This window comes from Brevibacillus brevis (genome assembly GCF_031583145.1).
In the GTDB taxonomy this organism is placed as follows: domain Bacteria; phylum Bacillota; class Bacilli; order Brevibacillales; family Brevibacillaceae; genus Brevibacillus; species Brevibacillus brevis_E.
The window spans coordinates 3,833,616-3,852,622 of sequence record NZ_CP134050.1 but is presented as its reverse complement, the minus strand read 5'-3'; the positions used below and the strand labels follow the sequence as shown (position 1 = coordinate 3,852,622).

Below are 19,007 nucleotides of genomic sequence, written 5' to 3'. Positions count from 1 at the left end.
CCGACGAATAGGGTAAATCAGACAACCTATTCGAGGGGGGACTCGCTTTGCGGGTATCCAATGCTACCGTACGCCGACGCATTTTTGTGGCAATGATCATCGGGATTGTGATGTATACTGCCCTCATTACCCGCCTGGGGTACGTGCAGTTGATAGAAGGTCCGAAACTGGCGCAGATGGCGGACGATCTGCTTGATCGGGAAATCAAATTCAAGCCGAATCGCGGGAGGATCCTCGACCGGGACGGAAATGAGCTCGTGACCAACATCAGCGTGCCCACGCTCGTATCCGTGCCCGCACAGTTGAAGGATGCCAAGGAGACAGCGAGGCAGCTGGCCGTCATTCTGGAGCAGCCGGAGGATGAAGTATACAAAGCGATCACGAAAAAAGGCATGAGCAACGACCAGATCCCCGGCGGCAAAAAGCTCTCGGTGGAGAAGGCGCAAAAGATTCAGGAGCTGAATCTGCCGGGCATCTATCTGGCAGGGGATACCAAGCGGTTTTATCCGAACGGCTCGATGGCGGCGCACATCCTCGGCTTCACTGGAATCGACAATCAGGGATTGACCGGACTTGAGCGAATTTACGACCCGTTTTTGAAAGGAACGGAAGGCCATATTTCCTTCCCGTCTGACGCAAAAGGCCGTGTGATGCCGGGCGGCTCGGAAGAATACGTGGCGCCGGTGAACGGGATGGACATGTACTTGACCCTGGACAGCAGCATCCAGTCCTTCATCGAGCGGGAGCTGGACCAGGCAGTAGTGGCCTATCAGCCCGACGACGTTCTTGCCATCGCGATGAATCCGAAGACAGGGGAAATACTGGGGATGGGCAGCCGCCCCACCTTCCAGCCTGATCAGTACAGAAATTATCCCTCTGAAGTGTACAACCGCAATTTGCCGATCTGGAAGACGTACGAGCCCGGTTCGACATTCAAGATCGTCACATTGGCGGCGGCGCTGAATGAAGGGGTCGTCAATCTGAATGAAGGGTTTTACGACCCCGGGTATATTACCGTCGCAGGGAAGCGGCTGCGCTGCTGGAAGCGGCAAGGACACGGCCAGGAAACGATGCTTGAGGTCGTGGAGAACTCCTGCAACCCCGGCTTCGTGACGATGGGGCAGCGGCTTCAGAAGGAACGTCTCTTTGACTACATCAAGAAGTTCGGCTTTGGCCAGAAGACTGGCATCGATTTGATCGGGGAGGAGAACGGGCTGCTGTTCAATCTGAACCGCGTCGGGCCGGTCGAGCTGGGAACCACTTCTTTCGGACAGGGCGTCTCCGTCACGCCGATCCAGCAGATGGCGGCGGTATCTGCCGCGATCAACGGGGGCAAGCTGATGAAGCCGTTCGTCGCGAAGGAATGGCGCGACAGCGTGACGCACGACGTAATAGGCAGGACATTGCCGACAGAGGTCAGGCAGGTCATCACGCCGGAGACATCAGCGAAGGTCCGCTACGCGCTCGAGAGCGTCGTCGCTCAAGGCACGGGAAACAAGGCGTACATCGAAGGATACAGGGTGGGAGGAAAGACCGGGACCGCCCAGAAGGTCAAGAACGGACGTTACGTCGATGGAGAGTACATCGTTTCTTTTATCGGATTCGCTCCTGCCGACGACCCGCAGATTCTGGTCTACTTTGCCGTCGACAACCCGAAGGCGCTGGCGTTTGGGGGGCTCATCGCCGCACCGAGCGTCAAGAGCATCATCGAGTCATCCCTGCAGCATCTGGGCGTGCCCAAGCGGAAAGACGGCATATCCAAAGAAATCAACAAGGCGCTCGGGGAGAAAAGCCCGATTGAAGTTCCCAACATGGTGGGCCAAACGATGCAGGACGTCGCCACCACGTACGAGACTCTGCCGCTGGTCGTCTCGGGCAAAGGAAAGTACGTCATCCAGCAGTCTCCGGCACCTGGCGTGAAAATCGACGAAGGCGGAAAAATTCGTATCTACCTTGGTGACAAATTGAGCAATTAGCTATAAAATGAGATTTCGAAGGCGGAGGGGGTAGGCTTTTCTACGAGCATCTCTACCTCCGCCTTTGAACAAATCGCCAAATTTTTGTCTATACTAGTTGGAGAATGGGGTGCCTGTTTCATGTTTCTACGGGATCTGCTCATGCCTCTGTTGCCGGTAACGATCACAGGGGATGACAGCATGGAGATTACAGGTTTGACAGCAGACTCGCGCCAGGTTCAACCCGGCTGTTTGTTTGTCTGTCTGACTGGATATACCGTGGATGGACATTCGTTTGCGGCCCAAGCGGTTCAACAAGGAGCCGTCGCCGTACTATCCGAAAGAGATTTGGACGTGCCAGCGACTGTTGTCAAAGTGCCGGATACACGGCGGGCAATGGCCATGCTGGCTGACCGTTTTTACGGCTCTCCCACGCGTGAACTGAAGCTGATCGGTGTGACTGGGACGAACGGAAAAACCACGACCACGCACCTGATCGACAAGATTTTGCGCGATAGGCAGCGGGTGACCGGGCTGATCGGCACGATCCACATGCGGATCGGGGATGTCACGGAAGACGTCAAAAATACGACCCCGGATGCGCTGGATTTGCAAAAAAGCTTCCGCCGTATGCGCGACGTGAACACGGAATACGCTATCATCGAAGTCTCCTCTCACGCGTTGGAAATGGGGCGCGTACGGGGCTGCGATGTACATACGGCAGTCTTCACCAATTTGACGCAGGATCACCTGGATTACCACAAGACGATGGAAAACTACCGCTACGCCAAATCCCTGCTGTTTTCCCAATTGGGCAATAGCTATGATCCCGATCGGCTGAAGACGGCTGTGTTGAATGCCGACGACGATGCGTCGAAGCTGTACGCCACGGTGACGCCCGCCCGCGTCATCACGTACGGGATCGATCAAGAGGCGGATGTGCGTGCGACGGACATCGAAATTACAAGCAAGGGCACTTCCTTTACCGCGCAGACTTTCGCCGGAAGCGTGCGGATGAATCTGAAGCTGATGGGCAAGTTCAACGTGTACAACGCGTTGGCGGCGACCGCAGTGGCACTCGCGGAAAACGTCCCGCTCGAGGCAATCAAAAACAGTCTGGAGTCGGTGCCCGGAGTCAATGGACGTTTCGAAGCGGTAGATGCGGGGCAGCCGTTTGCTGTCTTGGTGGACTATTCCCATACGCCAGACAGTCTGGAGAACGCCCTCGCAACCGTCAAGGAATTCGCCAAGCAGCGCATTTTTTGCATCGTGGGCTGCGGCGGGGACCGCGACCGAACCAAGCGCCCGATTATGGCCAGGATCGCAACGAAGTACGCGGACCACTCCGTCTTAACGTCAGATAATCCGCGCTCCGAGGATCCGCAAGCGATCATTGACGATATGCTTGCTGGGCTCGATGAAGTCGAGCAGGAGCGCTACACGGCCGTAGTCGACCGGCGAGAAGCCATCCATTTCGCCGTTTCGAAGGCGCAACCCGGCGACGTCATCCTGATTGCCGGAAAAGGCCACGAGACATACCAAATCATCAAAGATCAAGTACTGCCGTTTGACGACCGTGAAGTTGCGCGGGAAGCGATCGCCACGTACAACCAAGAATAGAGACAGATGCGATTCCTAGATGCATCGCAAGAAAGGAGGTTCGGGCATGTTCGCTGACAACGTACTCATCGTCACGATCGTCGCCGCGTTTCTCATCGCCGTACTCATCGGTCCTCTGTTTATCCCGGTCCTTCGCCGCCTCAAATTCGGGCAGGCGATCCGGGAAGAAGGTCCGCAATCCCATCAAAAGAAGGCTGGTACCCCAACGATGGGCGGAACCATCATTCTTTTGGCACTCATTTTTACCGTGTTAAAGTTTGCCAATGCCAACATGGAAGTCTACTTCCTGCTGCTGGTGACGCTTGGATACGGACTCATCGGTTTTCTGGATGACTTTATTAAAATCAGAAAGAAACGCAATTTGGGACTGACCGCGAGGCAAAAGTTCGCGGGACAAATTGTGCTGGGGATTTTGGCTTACATTCTGCTCTTGCTCATGGGCCACGATACGTCCCTGCATCTGCCTGGAACTCCGTGGAAGCTGGAGCTTGGCTATTTCTATTTCCCGTTCCTCTTGTTCCTGCTCGTGGGAACCACCAATGCCGTCAACATTACGGACGGATTGGACGGACTTCTCGCGGGTACCGGCGCGATTGCGTTCGGCGCGTACGCCATCATCGCCTGGTTCGGACAGGATTACGATACCGCGATTTTCAGTGCGGCTGTCGTAGGGGCTGTACTCGGATTTCTCGTCTTCAACGCCCATCCGGCGCGCGTCTTCATGGGCGACACCGGTTCTCTCGGCTTGGGCGGAGCGTTGGCGGGGATTGCCATCATGACCAAAACGGAGCTGTTGCTCGCCATTATCGGCGGCGTATTCGTCGTCGAGACACTCTCGGTCATCATGCAGGTCGTGTCGTTTAAAACGAGAGGAAAACGCATCTTCCGGATGAGTCCTCTCCATCACCATTTTGAGCTGACGGGCTGGTCGGAGTGGCGCGTCGTCGTGACGTTTTGGCTGGTCGGCATGATCTTTGCCGGACTTGGCGTATACCTCGAGGTGGTGACAATCCGATGAACCGCTATCATAATCAAAAGGTTGTTGTAATCGGTATGGCGAAAAGCGGTGTGGCAGTGGCAAAACTGCTCCACCGCTTTGGTGCGAATGTCGTCGTCAATGATAAAAAACCGCGGGAGGAGGCCGTCGGCTGCGAAGAGCTGGAGGAGCTCGGCATGCCGGTCATCTGCGGATCCCATCCGGAAGACCTCATCCATCCGGGGATTTCACTCGTCGTCAAAAACCCGGGAATTCCTTACGAAGCTCCGCCTGTTGCAAAAGCGATGGAGCTCGGCATTCCGGTCGTGACCGAAGTCGAACTGGCCTATCAGATCGCGAAAGCCCCTCTCATCGGGATCACCGGCTCAAACGGGAAGACGACCACTACTACCTTGGTAGGACTCATCCTCCAGGAAGCGGGGATCCCGGCCATGGTCGGGGGAAATATCGGCACCGTTCTGTGCGGTTTGGCCGAAGTGGCCAAGGAAGACGAATGGCTGGTAGCGGAGCTGAGCAGCTTTCAATTGATGGGCACGAGGGAGTTTCGCCCGCGCATCGGGGTGCTGTTGAATTTGTATCCGGCCCATCTGGACTACCATCACACGATGGACGAATACCTCTCGGCGAAGTGCAAGATGTTTGCGAACCAAACGGATCAGGACGCTGCGGTTCTTCCGTACGATCAGCCGGAAGTGCTGGAAAAATGCGGAGAGCTCTCCGCGCGTGCCTATTACTTCAGCAAGACCCGGGCCGTACCGCGCGGAGCGTACGTGGACCAGGGGACGATCGTGTTCGTGGACGGAGATGGACAGCGGGAAGAGATCGTCCAAGTGAAGGACATCACCGTGCCTCATCTGGACAACGCCCTGGCCGCCGTCATCGTTACCAGGCTGGCGGGAGCGGACAAGCGATCCATCGCACAGGTGCTCGCCACCTTCCCGGGAGTGGAGCATCGGATGGAGTTTGTCGCTGTCAAAAACGGGGTAAAGTACTTTAACGATTCGAAGGCGACCAATCCGGAGGCAGCTTCCAGAGCGCTTCAGGCGTGCAAGGAAAAGGTGGTCTGGATCTGCGGAGGGCTGGATCGGGGCATTGACTTCCGCGAGCTGGTTCCTGTCATCCAGGGCAGGGTAAAGGCGGTGGTCGCTCTCGGACAGACAGCTCCGATTTTGCTCGAACGGGCCAAAGAAGCAGGGATTAACGAGCGCATCCATGTCGATACTGTGGAAAAAGCCGTTCTTGCTGCTTCCCGGTTGGCCGACTCGGGTGACGTTGTATTGCTCAGCCCGGCGTGTGCGAGCTGGGACATGTTTCCTTCGTTCGAAGTGAGGGGGAGCATGTTTAAGGACGGCGTGCATAGACTGTAAACAAGCCTAGCATATCGTCCCCGCACAGCTTTGGTTGACAGCAAGATTCGGGACGCGTGAGAAAGGATGACCTGGCACTATGAGCAAGGTTCGCTCTGCTCCCGACTTCGTAATTATTTTTGCAACACTTTTTTTATTGGGAATTGGCATCGTGATGGTGTATAGCGCCAGTGCGATCGTCGCCCAGAAGCCCCCGTTCAACGACCCGTATTTCTTCGCCAAACGGCAGCTGATTTTTGCCCTGCTCGGCATCACGGCGATGTACGTTACGATGAATATCGATTATTGGGTATGGAAGCAATGGGCCAAAGCCGGCTTTTTGGCGAGCCTTGGTCTGCTGGTCCTGGTGTTGATCGTGGGGATTGAAGTCAACGGTTCGAAAAGCTGGCTCGGCTTTGGCGCGTTCGGGATCCAGCCGGGCGAATTCGCCAAGCTGGGCGTCGTCGCGTTTTTGGCCCGCTGGCTGTCCGACAACCAAAAGCAAATTGTCCTGTTTCGAAAAGGTCTCGTCCCGGCATTGGGCATTCCGCTTGCCTGCTTTGCGCTAATCATGCTGCAGCCCGATCTGGGGACGGGTACAGTGCTGATGGGAACAGCGATCGTGATGATTTTTGCTTCAGGAGCGCGTATCAGCCACTTTGCGACTCTCGGCCTGATCGGCGCAGCCGGTTTTGTCGGTTTGATTTTGTCCGCGCCTTACCGGATCAAGAGGATTACGTCCTTCCTCGATCCGTGGTCGGATCCCCTTAACACCGGGTACCAGATCATCCAGTCCCTGTACGCGATCGGGCCGGGCGGACTGCTCGGACTCGGACTCGGTCAGAGCAGGCAAAAGCATCTGTACCTGCCCGAGCCGTACAACGACTTCATTTTTTCCATCGTGGCAGAGGAGCTGGGGTTCATCGGAGGCACCTTGATTCTGCTCCTGTTTCTTCTCCTGCTGTGGCGGGGGATGAGAACGGCAATCACGGCTCCGGATTTGTTTGGAAGCTTATTGGCACTGGGTATCATCGGCATGATCGCCATACAGGTTGTTATCAACATTGGCGTAGTGACAGGGATGTTTCCCGTGACCGGCATTACACTCCCGTTTCTCAGCTACGGGGGCTCGTCCCTTACGCTGATGCTGACAGGGGTGGGAGTCCTGCTCAATATTTCCCGTTTTTCCAGATAAGGATGTGATTGTATGCGCGTCGTCTTGACAGGCGGTGGCACAGGTGGACATATTTATCCGGCGCTTGCGGTGGCGAGGGAAGTTTCCCGCCAACATCCGCAGGCTGCCTTTTTGTATATCGGCAGTAAGCACGGTTTGGAGGCGCAGCTCGTTCCGCGGGCAGGCTTTCCCTTTCAATCCGTCGAAATCAGTGGCTTGAAACGAAAGCTCAGTCTGGACAATGTAAAGACCGTTTGGAAGTTTATCCGCGCGGTAGCGGAATCGAAGCGCATGCTCCGTGAGTTCAAGCCGGATGTAGTGGTCGGGACAGGCGGGTACGTGTGCGGACCTGTCATGTATGCGGCAGCAAAGCTGGGGATCCCGACGCTCGTCCATGAGCAAAATGTCGTCCCAGGCCTTACGAACAAGTTTTTGTCGCGTTCGGCGAGCAAGATCGCCGTTTCGTTTTCCGAGTCGCTTTCCTTTTTCCCGCCAGCCAAAACCGTGTTGACAGGAAACCCGCGAGCAACGGAAGTGATGCATGGAGATGCGGAGGCGGGACGCCGTTTTCTGGGTGTAGATGCAGGGAAAAAAATCGTGCTCATTTTCGGGGGAAGCCGTGGGGCTCGTGCGATCAACGAGGCTGTGCTTTCCATGGTGCCGCACGTGTCCGATTTTGCGGGTACCCATTTCGTCTATGTGACAGGAGATGTCCATTACGAGAAAATCTCGGCTTCGCTGCGTCAGATGGGTGATCTTCCCGGCAACCTTTCCGTTCTTTCATTCGTCCACAATATGCCGGATGTTCTCGCTGCGACGCATGTGCTCGTCAGCCGTGCGGGAGCTTCGACGCTGGCGGAGGTGACGGCGCTTGGGGTGCCGTCCATTCTGATTCCGTCACCGTATGTGACGAACAACCACCAGGAAAAGAATGCCCGCGGTCTGGAGAAGGCCGGTGCCGCAGAGGTCATCGTCGAACGGGACCTGACCGGACAAAGCCTGCTGGAATCGTTGACAGCCCTGCTTCGCGACCAGAACCGTTGGGAGCAGATGCGCAAAAGCTCGTTGGCTCTCGGCATGCCCAAGGCAGCGACCGAGATCGTTGCCCAGCTGACGGAGCTGGCCAGGGGAAAATGAACGACTGGGCGATTGTCACGCCGATCTGGGCGGGAGCATAGTATGGAGCAAACACGTGATGAGACCTAGGTCCGACCTAGCATGTGTATCAGGAGGTTCACAGATGAAACAAATCGCAGATGAGTTGAGGCAGGCCGGAATCGAAAAAGTGTGGACCAACGAACCTCTCGCCAATCATACGACTTGGCGGATCGGGGGTCCTGCTGACCTGTTCATCCAGCCGAAGGATAAAGAGTCCTTAAAGGCAGCCTTGCAAATTATCCATCGTCATGAAATTCCTTGGAGTGTAATCGGGCGCGGTTCCAACCTTCTGGTGAGGGACGGAGGGATACGAGGAGCCGTGCTAAAGGTGGCTGAGGGTTTGAGTCACTGCGAGTTCAGGGGCGAAGAGGTGTGTGTGGGTGCCGGATATTCCATGATCCGCCTGGCGATGGAGACGGGCAAGATGGGACTGACAGGGATGGAGTTCGCAGGCGGAATTCCTGGTACGGTAGGCGGAGCCGTCTATATGAATGCGGGTGCTCACGGATCTGATCTTTCACGTATTCTTATTGATGCCGAGATCCTCTTTGAAAACGGTGAAACGAAAGTGTTGACGAACGAAGAAATGAGCTTTACTTATCGGACGTCTCTTTTGCAGAAGAGACGGGGAATCGCGCTCGAGGCGCGGTTTCAACTGCGCAAAGGCGATCGCAAAGAGATAGCGGCGACGCTCGCTGCCAACAAAGAGCGGCGGCGCCTGACGCAGCCTCTGCAGATGCCGTGTGCCGGAAGCGTGTTTCGCAATCCGCCAGGGGATCACGCAGGTCGCCTGATCGAGGCAGCCGGTCTGAAAGGCTACCAAATCGGTGGAGCTCAAGTTTCGGAAAAACACTCAAACTTCATTGTCAATTGCGGAGGGGCCACGGCTACCGACGTCCTCACCTTGATCAATTACATTCGGAGCACAATCATGAGCAAATTCGGGATTGACTTGCATCCGGAAGTCCTGGTGGTGGGCGAGGGGTAACACGGAGGTGAAAGTTTGGAGACTTTTGCGATCGAAGGCGGAAGACCTCTGTCCGGTTCGCTTCGGATCCAAGGAGCCAAGAACGCTGCTCTTCCCATACTTGCTGCCGCTGTGCTGGCGGAAGGGCAATTCTATATCTACGATGTCCCCCATTTGAAAGATATCAAGGTGATGCTGGAAATCTTGGACTCTTTGGGGGCGAGAACGAAGCACGAGGACGGATGTGTCGCTCTGGACACAGCGTCTGTCTCCGTCCCGCTGGTACCAGACAATTTGATGAGCCAGATGCGATCTTCTATTTTTCTAGCTGGCCCGCTCCTGGCGAGACTGGGCGAAGTCACTATATCCAGGCCGGGCGGCTGCGATATCGGAGAGCGCAGGATTGACTTGCATCTGTCCGGGTTGACGGCACTGGGAGCCAAAATCGAAGAATCGGAAGGCTACATTACATTTCGTGCCAAGCAACTGCGCGGGACCAATATCTTTCTTTCCTTCCCCAGTGTGGGTGCGACGGAAAACATTATGATGGCGGCCGTCTTGGCGAAAGGAACGACCCGCATTTGCAATGCTGCGAGAGAACCGGAAATCGTGGATTTGCAAAACTTTTTGAATGCAATGGGCGCGCGCATCCGCGGAGCCGGTACCGATACGATCGAAATCACCGGCGTACCCAAATTGCGTTCCGTCAGCTACCGGATCATACCGGACAGGATTGTCACAGGCACCTATGTGCTGGCAGTCGGTGTGGCGCAAGGCCATGTCGAACTGACCAACACATTGCCGGAACATCTCACAGCTTTGATCGAAGTAGCCCGTAGCTGCGGTGTTGAAATCAAGACCCGCCATGATATAATGGAGATCAAAAGCACCTCGCGTCCACGCGCCTACGACCGGATCATCACCTCGCCGTTTCCGGGATTTCCTACCGATTTACAGGCGCAGCTGATGGTATTTTTGTCACAGGCCAGGGGAACGAGCGTTATCAAGGAAACCATATTCGAGGGAAGATTCAAACATGTGAATGAATTGGCGCGAATGGGCGCCTCCATATACGTAGATCTGGGCTCGGCGATCATTCGCGGCGTCAGCAAGCTGACAGGAACGAACGTGGAAGCTTCAGATCTCCGGGCAGGAGCGGCACTGGTACTCGCTGGACTCGCTGCGGAAGGGACTACGACAGTTAACCAGATCCATCATATCGACAGAGGCTATGAACGGCTCGAGCAACAGTTGCGGCAGCTCGGCGCCAATATCACGCGGCTGTCGGTATGATCGGGGAAGTCAAGCGGCATAGTGCTATGCCGCTTTCCCTGTTTTGTGTTATTACATATATTCCAAATGAATCCAGAATTTTCTAGATGTCAGTGAAGATTACCCGCAGGCGCAACGCCTAGCAAGGATGAGGAAGGATAGGGTCATGGCGGTATACGAGGAACGCATTCCGCAAGTCAAACAGCAGCGCCCCCGGAGGCGGGGAAACCGCAAATTGCTCTTTCTGCTCGTGCTGTTCTTTTTGATTGTACTTATCATCGTGTTCATTCGTTCTCCTTACAGCAAGGTGCAGGAAATTCAAGTGTTTGGCAACGATATCTATCCGGCGGAGCAAATTGTCAGCCAATCGGGCCTTACCAAAGGTATGCAATTCTTGAACGTATGGGAAAGCAGCGTGCAAAAAAATCTGGAGCCATTGGAAGGAATCAAGGAAGTGACGGTGAGCCGCTCGTTTCCCGGAGTCATCCAGCTGCATGTGACAGAGCAGAAGAGGGTAGCCTTTTGGAGCGGGCAGGACGGCACGCGCTATCCGCTCTTGGAAAACGGGATGGTGCTCAAAAAAGTGAACTTTGCCGATCGCGTGGTGGACAGGCCGCTGATCAGCTCCTGGGCGTCGCCTGAGCTGCTGCCAAACCTCGCCAAGGCACTGTCCAAGCTATCTCCTTCCGTTCTCGGGGAAATATCGGACATCACGCTGACCCCGACGATTTACGACAAGCAAAGGGTCACGCTGTTCATGCGGGACGGCAATGAAGTCCGCAGTGTCGTCTACAAGCTGGACAAGATGCTGAACTGGTATCCGGCGATTGTCAAAGAATTGCCTAAGGGCTCGAAGGGCGTGCTTTCCCTGTTTGAGCAGCCTTGGTTCATCCCGTACGGAGCAGGGGGGCAGGCCGTGCCGCTGCAAAGTTCAGAAGAGCAGTCCCAAAAGCCGCAGTAAAGAAAAAGGGGAAAGTGCAGACCATGAGTCGACGTCGCAAGTTTCATTTCTATTTAGCTGTCGTGACGTTTTGTACCGGATTTCTGGTGGCAACGTCGATCGAGACCACCAAGCTGACGCGCAAGGAGCGGTTCAACGATCAGCAGTTTCAGCAAGAGACACAGCTGAACGATCGGATCTTATCCGAGAAAGAGCAGAATCAGCATCTGGAAAATCAACTCCTCGACCTTCAGCGTCAAGTCGGAAAGGTGGAGGAAGCGATGGCCGAGCGCAAGTCGGAAGCGGCAGATACGCTCAGCCAGCTGGAAGCGGCGCGGATGCTGGCGGGTGTGGTCGCCGTAGAAGGACCTGGCATCGTCATCACGATGCAAGACAACCAAAATGCGGCGAACAATGCGGATATCGCCAACTACATCGTCCACGAGCAGGACGTGAGGCTGGTCGTCAATGAGCTGCGGGCTGCGGGTGCAGAAGCGATCAGCATCAACGGCCAGCGGTTGGTCAGCAATTCTTCCATCCGCTGTGTGGGGCCGACGATCATTGTCAATGGCATCAAGTCCGCGGCGCCATTTGTCGTAACCGCCATCGGCGATCCCAACACGATGGAGAGCGCCCTGAATCTTCCAGGCGGCGTACTGCACTCCCTGCAGGACTTCGTTCAGATCGATGTAGCCAAGAAGGACCACGTACAGTTACCCGCTTTTGTCGGTGACGCCAAAACCAAACACTCCTAGTTGAAGGATGCGTTTACCCATGTTACAAAAAAGCCGTAAAATCACATTTATTCTTGCCATCATTAGTGCTATCATAGGTGTGATGTTGACCGTGCAGCTGCGGAGCAATCTTCATCCCGTGCACAAGGAGTCCCGGAGCATAGCAGAGCTGCGGACGACGCTGCAAAAAGAACTGGAGAAGCACAAAAACCTGCTGGCTGATATTTCGAAGTACAATCAGCTCTACTACCAGTACGAAACCTCGCTGAGTGAGGATGAAAGCATCTCCGTCATGAAAGAGGAATTGGCGCGCAACCGCAAGATGGCGGGCATGGTCCCGGTGGAGGGAGCTGGCATCGTATTGGAAGTGGTAGATGCACACTTGCAAGACGAGCCGGTTCTGGATGAAAACATGACTGCGCCGGTGGTTGGCGACTATACGATCGATGACGAAGATTTGCGGTGGCTGGTCAATATTTTGTTTGCAAATGGAGCGCAAGCGGTATCGATCAACGATCATCGTCTCATTTCGACGACGGCGATCCGCAATGTCGGGGACGTGATTCAGATCGACACCCGGCCGATCCAGCCTCCTTATGAGCTAAAAGCGTTGGGAGACCCGGATGTTCTGCTGTCAGCACTGAAGCTGGAAGGAGTGGAAGAGAACTTCCAGCTGGCGAACAAAAAGGTGCTGGCGGAAAAAAAGGACAAGCTGTTGATTTCTGCCAATAACGAAAAACGCGTCATCCAATACATGAAACCTGTGAAAGAAAAAGGAGATTCGTAACCATGTGGCTCCCGCTTTTCGGACTGATCGTCGGTCTCGCTGTCGGCTTTTTGCTGGATTGGCGTGTGCCTCAGGAATATAGCAGCTATCTCTCCATTGCCTTGCTGGCCGGATTGGACACCATCTTTGGCGGGATTCGATCGTTTTTGGAGCGCACCTTCAATGTTCGGATTTTCATGTCCGGATTCTTTTTCAATACGCTCTTTGCGGCTGGTCTCGCTTTTATCGGCGGATTTTTGGGGATCGATCTCTACCTGGCAGCAATCGTTGCTTTTGGTGTGCGTTTGTTCAATAATCTGGCGGTAATTAGGAGAATCGTTCTATCCAGGTGGATAAATCAGCAGGACTAGAACAAAAATGGGAAGATGGTCATATTTTTACAAAAATTCTAGATGAAAAAAAGGGAATGGTTATCCTGTGTGGAATAATTTATGCAGGTGTTCTCACTTTAGCAAAAGCAAAGTCGTAGCAGGGGAGGTGTCACAGGTTTGGTAAGCAACGAACTCATCGTCAGCCTAGATATTGGAACATCGAAAGTACGCGTCATGATCGGCGAAATCAACAACGGTTCCATCAACATCATCGGCGTCGGCCAATCGCACTCGGAAGGGATCAAGAAGGGCGTGATTGTCGACATCGACCAAACCGTGCATGCCATCCGGGAAGCGGTTGATCATGCAGAGCGCATGGTTGGCGTTTCGATCGAAGAAGTGTATGTCGGTATCACTGGGAATCATATCGAGCTGCATGAAACACAAGGGGTTGTCGCTGTATCCAGCGAAGACCGTGAGATACGAGAAGAAGACATCCAACGCGTTATTCAGGCAGCAAAGGTTGTTGCCATCCCGCCGGACCGCGAGATCATCGAGGTCGTTCCAAAGGAGTACATCGTAGATGGGCAAGGCAGTATAAAAGACCCAAGAGGAATGATCGGCGTCCGGTTGGAAATGGAAGGAACCATTGTGACCGGGTTGAAAACGGTTGTACATAACATTGTTCGTTGCGCCCAAAGGACCAATTTGCGGGTTGCTGGAATTTTCTTGCAACCGCTTGCGGCTAGTACCGTCGCTCTTTCCAAGGATGACAAAAACATGGGTGTTGTTCTAGTCGACATCGGTGCGGGTTCTACCACGATCGGTGTATTCGAACAAGGGAAACTGGCAGCGACCACCGTAATCGGCATCGGTGGCGACCACATCACCAGCGATATTGCGCTGGGGCTGCGCACCCACACGGATGTAGCGGACAGGGTAAAGACGAAAAATGGCTGCGCCTTGATCGACGAAGCGTCCGAGGACGTGAAGTTCAAGGTGAACCGGATTGGCAGTGAAGTGGAAAAGCAGTTTACGCAAGTCGATCTGGCCAATATCATCGAGCCTCGTGCAGCGGAAATTTTCCAACTGGTAGAAGACGCTGTCTACAAATTGGGCTACCGCGATGAGATTGCCGGAGGTTATGTACTCACAGGAGGCACGGTGGCGATGCCAGGCATGCTCGAGCTTGCCAAGGAAGAGCTGGATGCGCCTGTCCGAATCGCGATTCCGGATTATATTGGGGTACGTGATCCTGCCTACACCACTGGGGTAGGTTTGATTCAATATGCCTTGCAGTTGATGGAGCGCCGCAGTACCCGCGTGACCCCCTCATTCAAAGGCACCCAGAAGCAAACCGTGTCAAAGCCGAAAGACGGCGCGGGTTTGATGGAAAAAGTGAAAAACTGGTTCAGCGAATTTATTTAACGAGCCGAATGATTGGTGTGAGCCTGTAACGAATCTTACGTTTTTCTTGCGGCTTGCTGCTGTACAGACGATGGCGAATATTGGAATGTTTCGTTTTCCCCGAAAGGTGGGAAAAAGCGAAATGTTCCTCTGTTTCGCTAGCGGCTTGAACAGACACGGAGCTTTCTTATGTTGAATTGGGGAGGACTAGCACTATGCTGGAATTTGATATGGATATGGAATCCTTTGCGCGAATTAAGGTAATTGGCTGCGGAGGCGGCGGAAGCAACGCCGTGAACCGTATGATCGAGGGCGGTGTGAGAGGCGTAGAATTTATCACCTTGAACACGGATGCACAAGCGCTTCAACTGTCCAAAGCGGACATCAAGCTGCAAATCGGGGAGAAACTGACGCGCGGCCTCGGAGCAGGTGCCAATCCCGAGATCGGAAAAAAGGCTGCGGAAGAGAGCCGTGATATGATTGAAAACGCCCTGCGTGGAGCGGACATGGTATTCGTCACTGCCGGGATGGGCGGCGGAACGGGTACGGGTGCCGCGCCTGTTGTCGCGGAAGTAGCCAAGGAACTGGGCGCCCTTACGGTAGGGGTCGTCACCCGGCCTTTTTCGTTTGAGGGACGCAAACGGTCTATGCACGGGGAAGCAGGGATTGCCGCATTGAAAGAAAAGGTAGATACCCTGATCGTGATTCCGAATGACCGTCTGTTGGAAATCGTCGATAAAAACACGCCGATGCTGGAAGCATTCCGCGAGGCAGACAATATTTTGCGTCAAGGGGTACAGGGCATTTCCGACCTGATTGCCACCCCGGGTCTGATCAACCTTGACTTCGCAGACGTGAAGACGATCATGACCGAGAGAGGCTCGGCTTTGATGGGGATCGGGATCAGCAGCGGGGAAAACCGGGCGGCGGAAGCAGCACGTCGGGCCATTTCCAGCCCGCTGCTGGAAACATCCATCGACGGTGCTCGCGGCGTCCTGCTGAATATTACAGGCGGAACAAACCTGAGCCTGTATGAAGTAAACGAAGCCGCCGACATCGTATCCTCGGCAGCGGATCCGGACGTAAACATGATCTTCGGTGCCGTGATCAACGAGGATTTGAAAAACGAACTGCTCGTGACCGTTATTGCGACGGGCTTCGAACATACACAGCGTCAGGAGATTCCTCGCCGTCAGCAGCAGCAGGTCAACCCGGCAGGAAGCAGACCAACGCCGGTATCGAACACGAACAATCTCCGCTCCAAGGAGGAAGAAGAGGACAAATCTTTCTTCTCGATGAGCAATCTCGACAATTTGGATATTCCAGCGTTCTTGCGCAACCGCCGACGCAACAAGAAGTAGCGGTTTGTAAGCAAGAAGCAGAGCGAAAAGACCTTGTCTCCCGTACGGGAACAAGGTCTTTTTTTTATCCAACCACTTATGGCAAAGATCAAGAGCGGAGGCTTGGGAGGAAACCGGATCTACCATATGAAAATTTTACTTTAAATGAACTTATTTGAAATGAAAACGAAAAAAACTTCTACAAAAAATCCAAAAATATACCGTCAAGAACTGACAGATTTTACATACACATTGATATATACTGCATTTACTAGCACGTGCAAGTAACCGTTTCAGTCCATTTAAAGCTAGGTGATTCCTGCAGCGGCGTCTGGACAGCTCGCTTGGCGACCAGAGAAGGGGGCAGTCGGGAGGTGAAGACTGGTGGTTGTGTATCTTGATATCATTCTACTCCTGAACATTGCGATTGATACCTTGTTGCTCTGGTTTACCGCTTATTTTCGCAAAGAGCGCCTGGTGTGGTGGAGACTCCTGATCGCCTCGTTGTTCGGCTCCACGTATATCGCCTTTTTCTTTTTTCCGGCGCTTTCCGCGATGTATCAGTGGTGGGTCAAGCTGATCTTTTCCATTCTCATGCTGTGGATCGCTTTTGGGAACAAAAGGCTGCTGGCTTTTACCCAGAATTTGATTATTTTTTACTTCGTCGCGTTTGTGTTCGGCGGAGGCGTGTTCGGCCTCCAGTACTTTCTCGCCCCGCAAAACGAAATTCTGGGCGGCCTTGTGGTGACGCACAATGACGGTTTCGGGGTCGGCTTCAAACCGACGCTCGCCATTGTCCTCACTGGATTTGCCATGATGTGGTTCCTGGGGAGAAGGAGCTACCGTGCAATCCAGGAGCCGCGAAAGCTGGATGCCTTCCTCGTCGACATCGTCGTGACACTTGCTGGGGAGAAGGTCATCTGCCGCGGCCTCGTGGATACGGGCAACCAACTGCACGAGCCGATCACGCGCATACCGGTCATGATCATGGAGAGTCGCATGCTTTCCCATTTGCTTCCATCAGCCTTGCTTGGGCCAGCCGATAATGGAGGCGGCGCGTGGGAGAAACTGGACGGATCGTGGGGTGACCTGCCATCGGAGTGGCAGACGCGTGTCAGGCTGATCCCCTACCGCAGCGTGTCGAGAGGGATGGACTTTTTGCTGGCGGTCAAACCGGACCATGTCACCGTCTTGCAAGGGAATGCCCGGTATGAGACCCACAAGGTGCTGATCGGACTCAACCCCATTGCTTTGGCCGCTGACGGGCAGTATCAGGCCATCGTGCATCCTGCCATGATGGAGACTTATTCTCAAGAATCGACCTTTATTCTCGAACAGGAGGGCTAATCATGTACGTAAAACTTCGCCTACAACTCCAGTTGACCTGGTATCGTTTCCTGCTGTGGATCGGTGCACGCGCTGAAGAAGTCTATTATATCGGCGGGAGTGAAGCCTTGCCTCCACCACTGACCAGAGAAGAAGAGGAGATCTTGCTGGGACGGCTCCCCTCTGGTGATCCGGCGGTGCGCGGGATGCTGATCGAGCGGAATCTGCGGCTCGTCGTCTACATCGCGCGCAAATTCGAGAATACGGGAATCAATATCGAGGATCTGGTCAGCATCGGGACGATCGGACTCATCAAGGCAGTCAACACGTTTGATCCCGACAAGAACATCAAGCTGGCGACGTACGCGTCCCGCTGCATTGAAAATGAGATCCTGATGTACCTGCGGCGCAACAACAAAATTCGCTCGGAGGTGTCTTTTGACGAACCGCTGAACATCGATTGGGATGGAAATGAGCTGCTCCTCTCGGATGTGCTGGGTACGGAAAATGACACGATCTATAAAAATATCGAGGACCAGGTCGACCGCAAGCTGTTGAAAAAAGCTCTGGACAAATTGTCCGAACGCGAACGCATCATCATGGAGCTGCGCTTCGGGCTGGCGGGGGAAGAAGAGAAGACGCAAAAGGATGTCGCGGATCTTTTGGGCATCTCCCAATCGTACATTTCCCGTCTGGAAAAGCGAATTATAAAACGGTTGCGAAAAGAGTTCAACAAGATGGTCTAACGCATATTTTCCCAGCCTCAGGAGATACTGTTCCTAACCGAAACGGATGGTGGCTTTTGCCACTTGCCAAACGGATACGCGTCAGTACGCGGCCTTCAAGACAACCGGGTTAGGGACTTTTTTCTTGCTTCGAGGAGGGAAAGACGTGACGCGAAATAAGGTAGAGATATGCGGGGTAGATACCTCCAAGCTTCCTGTGCTGACCAACAAAGAGATGAGAGAGTTATTTGAGCGCCTCCAGAGCGGCGAGCTGGCCGCCAGAGAAAAGCTGGTCAACGGCAACCTGCGGCTGGTGCTCAGCGTTATCCAACGCTTCAACAATCGCGGTGAGTATGTGGACGATCTGTTCCAGGTGGGCTGCATCGGGCTGATGAAAGCGATTGACAACTTCGATCTCGGGCAAAACGTGAAGTTTTCCACCTACGCCGTCCCGATGATCATCGGCGAGATCCGCCGCTATCTGCGGGACAACAACCCCATCCGCGTCTCCAGATCTTTGCGGGATATCGCCTACAAGGCTCTGCAGGTGCGCGACAACCTGACCAACAAGCATTCGCGCGAACCCACCATTACGGAGATCTCCAAAGAGCTGAATGTGGCCAAGGAAGATGTCGTGTTTGCTCTCGATGCGATTCAGGATCCTGTCTCCCTGTTTGAACCGATCTACCAGGACGGAGGCGATCCGATCTACGTCATGGACCAGATCAGCGACGAAAAGAACAAGGACGTGACGTGGGTGGAGGAAATCGCACTGCGAGAAGGCATGCAGCGTCTGGGAGACAGGGAAAAAATGATTTTATCCATGCGCTTTTACGAGGGAAAAACCCAAATGGAGGTCGCAGAGGAAATCGGAATATCGCAAGCACAGGTGTCCCGGTTGGAAAAAGCGGCAATCGCCCATATGCAGAAGCACGTGCAATCGTAATG

18 protein-coding genes are annotated in these 19,007 nt (G+C 54.2%); all 18 read left to right on the top strand.

Annotated features, from left to right (window positions below; translation table 11 throughout):
• Positions 1-47: 47 nt before the first annotated feature.
• The 18 genes from RGB73_RS19095 to sigG all read left to right on the top strand — a co-directional run bounded on the left by RGB73_RS19095 (position 48) and on the right by sigG (position 19,005).
• On the top strand, positions 48-1,976 hold the full coding sequence (locus RGB73_RS19095; RefSeq protein ID WP_310764344.1) for a stage V sporulation protein D: 1,929 nt from the start codon (positions 48-50) through the stop codon (positions 1,974-1,976).
• A gap of 120 nt (positions 1,977-2,096) precedes the next feature.
• Positions 2,097-3,575 (top strand): UDP-N-acetylmuramoyl-L-alanyl-D-glutamate--2,6-diaminopimelate ligase, encoded by a 1,479-nt coding sequence (locus RGB73_RS19090; protein WP_310764343.1) that lies wholly within the window; start codon positions 2,097-2,099, stop codon positions 3,573-3,575.
• 46 nt (positions 3,576-3,621) lie between these two features.
• Entirely contained in the window at positions 3,622-4,593 is a 972-nt protein-coding gene (gene mraY, locus RGB73_RS19085) for a phospho-N-acetylmuramoyl-pentapeptide-transferase (RefSeq protein WP_310764342.1), read from the top strand.
• Complete coding sequence (gene murD, locus RGB73_RS19080; protein ID WP_310764341.1) at positions 4,590-5,939, top strand: UDP-N-acetylmuramoyl-L-alanine--D-glutamate ligase; 1,350 nt, start codon at positions 4,590-4,592, stop codon at positions 5,937-5,939. The genes mraY and murD overlap by 4 nt, the downstream gene beginning before the upstream one ends.
• 79 nt (positions 5,940-6,018) lie before the next feature.
• Positions 6,019-7,113, top strand: a complete 1,095-nt coding sequence (gene spoVE, locus RGB73_RS19075) for a stage V sporulation protein E (RefSeq protein WP_310764340.1) — start codon at positions 6,019-6,021, stop codon at positions 7,111-7,113.
• A gap of 12 nt (positions 7,114-7,125) precedes the next feature.
• Positions 7,126-8,229 (top strand): undecaprenyldiphospho-muramoylpentapeptide beta-N-acetylglucosaminyltransferase, encoded by a 1,104-nt coding sequence (gene murG, locus RGB73_RS19070; RefSeq protein WP_310764339.1) that lies wholly within the window; start codon positions 7,126-7,128, stop codon positions 8,227-8,229.
• Positions 8,230-8,332: 103 nt separating this feature from the next.
• On the top strand, positions 8,333-9,238 hold the full coding sequence (murB, locus tag RGB73_RS19065) for a UDP-N-acetylmuramate dehydrogenase (protein WP_310764338.1): 906 nt from the start codon (positions 8,333-8,335) through the stop codon (positions 9,236-9,238).
• A gap of 15 nt (positions 9,239-9,253) precedes the next feature.
• On the top strand, positions 9,254-10,510 hold the full coding sequence (gene murA / locus RGB73_RS19060; protein ID WP_310764337.1) for a UDP-N-acetylglucosamine 1-carboxyvinyltransferase: 1,257 nt from the start codon (positions 9,254-9,256) through the stop codon (positions 10,508-10,510).
• Between the two features lie 145 nt (positions 10,511-10,655).
• Positions 10,656-11,450 carry a cell division protein FtsQ/DivIB gene (locus tag RGB73_RS19055; RefSeq protein WP_310764336.1) on the top strand — a complete coding sequence of 265 codons (795 nt, stop codon included), beginning with the start codon at positions 10,656-10,658 and terminating at the stop codon, positions 11,448-11,450.
• Positions 11,451-11,473: 23 nt separating this feature from the next.
• The gene (locus RGB73_RS19050; RefSeq protein ID WP_310764335.1) at positions 11,474-12,184 is read left to right on the top strand and encodes a DUF881 domain-containing protein; all 711 of its coding nucleotides are present in this window, start codon (positions 11,474-11,476) and stop codon (positions 12,182-12,184) included.
• Positions 12,185-12,203: 19 nt separating this feature from the next.
• On the top strand, positions 12,204-12,950 hold the full coding sequence (locus RGB73_RS19045) for a DUF881 domain-containing protein (protein WP_310764334.1): 747 nt from the start codon (positions 12,204-12,206) through the stop codon (positions 12,948-12,950).
• Positions 12,951-12,952: 2 nt separating this feature from the next.
• On the top strand, positions 12,953-13,300 hold the full coding sequence (locus tag RGB73_RS19040) for a small basic family protein (RefSeq protein ID WP_310764333.1): 348 nt from the start codon (positions 12,953-12,955) through the stop codon (positions 13,298-13,300).
• Positions 13,279-13,419 (top strand): hypothetical protein, encoded by a 141-nt coding sequence (locus tag RGB73_RS19035; RefSeq protein WP_310764332.1) that lies wholly within the window; start codon positions 13,279-13,281, stop codon positions 13,417-13,419. Before RGB73_RS19040 ends, RGB73_RS19035 begins: the two co-directional genes overlap by 22 nt.
• A 19-nt stretch (positions 13,420-13,438) precedes the next feature.
• Positions 13,439-14,689: a cell division protein FtsA gene (gene ftsA / locus RGB73_RS19030; protein WP_310764331.1), complete on the top strand. Its 1,251-nt coding sequence runs from the start codon at positions 13,439-13,441 to the stop codon at positions 14,687-14,689.
• 194 nt (positions 14,690-14,883) lie between these two features.
• Positions 14,884-16,029 (top strand): cell division protein FtsZ, encoded by a 1,146-nt coding sequence (gene ftsZ, locus RGB73_RS19025; RefSeq protein WP_310764330.1) that lies wholly within the window; start codon positions 14,884-14,886, stop codon positions 16,027-16,029.
• Between the two features lie 363 nt (positions 16,030-16,392).
• Complete coding sequence (gene spoIIGA, locus RGB73_RS19020; protein WP_310764329.1) at positions 16,393-17,355, top strand: sigma-E processing peptidase SpoIIGA; 963 nt, start codon at positions 16,393-16,395, stop codon at positions 17,353-17,355.
• 2 nt (positions 17,356-17,357) lie between these two features.
• Positions 17,358-18,080 (top strand): RNA polymerase sporulation sigma factor SigE, encoded by a 723-nt coding sequence (gene sigE, locus RGB73_RS19015; protein ID WP_092267773.1) that lies wholly within the window; start codon positions 17,358-17,360, stop codon positions 18,078-18,080.
• A gap of 145 nt (positions 18,081-18,225) precedes the next feature.
• A complete protein-coding gene (gene sigG / locus RGB73_RS19010) occupies positions 18,226-19,005 on the top strand; it encodes an RNA polymerase sporulation sigma factor SigG (protein WP_310764328.1) in 780 nt (259 codons plus the stop codon).
• Positions 19,006-19,007: the final 2 nt, after the last annotated feature.